This is a genomic window from Sphingobium agrisoli, assembly GCF_041877245.1.
Taxonomy (GTDB): Bacteria; Pseudomonadota; Alphaproteobacteria; order Sphingomonadales; family Sphingomonadaceae; genus Sphingobium.
Window position 1 is genome coordinate 1 of record NZ_JBHDJI010000038.1, and the last position, 752, is coordinate 752.

The window sequence follows — 752 nt, forward strand, 5'->3', positions numbered from 1 at the left end:
GGCGACGACAATGTGATCGGCCGCTTCCTCAAGAAAATTCTCTACATCGGCGCATTCGCGTTCATCCTGAACAGCTTTTCGACCCTTGCCGACATCATCTTCCGCTCGTTCGCGCAGGCCGGTCTCACCGCGGGTGGTGGGGGGATGTCGGCGGCCGATCTCCTCAAGCCCGGACGGCTCGCTGGAACGGGATTCTCCGCTGCCTGGCCACTCCTGCAACAGGTATCCGAGCTGACGGGGTTCGTGAGCTTCTTCGACAATTTCCTGACCATCGCCGTGCTGTTGTTCGCCTGGGCGATCGTGATCATCACCTTCTTCATCCTCGCGGTGCAGATGTTCGTCACGATCATCGAGTTCAAGCTGACCTCGCTGGCCGGCTTCATCCTTGTGCCATTCGCGCTCTGGAACCGTACCAGCTTTCTGGCCGAACGCGTGCTCGGCAACGTGGTTTCGTCGGGCATCAAAGTGATGGTCCTCGCGGTCATCGTCGGGATCGGATCGAACTTCTTCACCGAGTTCACGTCCGCGCTGCAGGGCCAGGAGCCAGATATCAACCAGGCACTGAGCCTGATGCTCGCCAGCCTCACCATGTTCGGTCTCGGCATCTTCGGTCCCAGCATTGCCTCGGGACTCGTCGCGGGCGCTCCCCAACTCGGAGCCGGGGCCGCGCTCGGAACGACCGTCGGCGCGGCCGGTATCACGATGCTTGCGGGCGGCGCCGCCGTGGGTGGTGCGCGTGCACTTGGCGGCGC

The 752-nt window shown here is 62.9% G+C and carries 1 protein-coding gene; it reads left to right on the top strand.

Annotated features, from left to right (window positions below; translation table 11 throughout):
• Window positions 1-752 (top strand): P-type conjugative transfer protein TrbL (gene trbL / locus ACETPF_RS20970; RefSeq protein WP_373936561.1); only part of this gene is annotated, 752 nt, incomplete at both ends.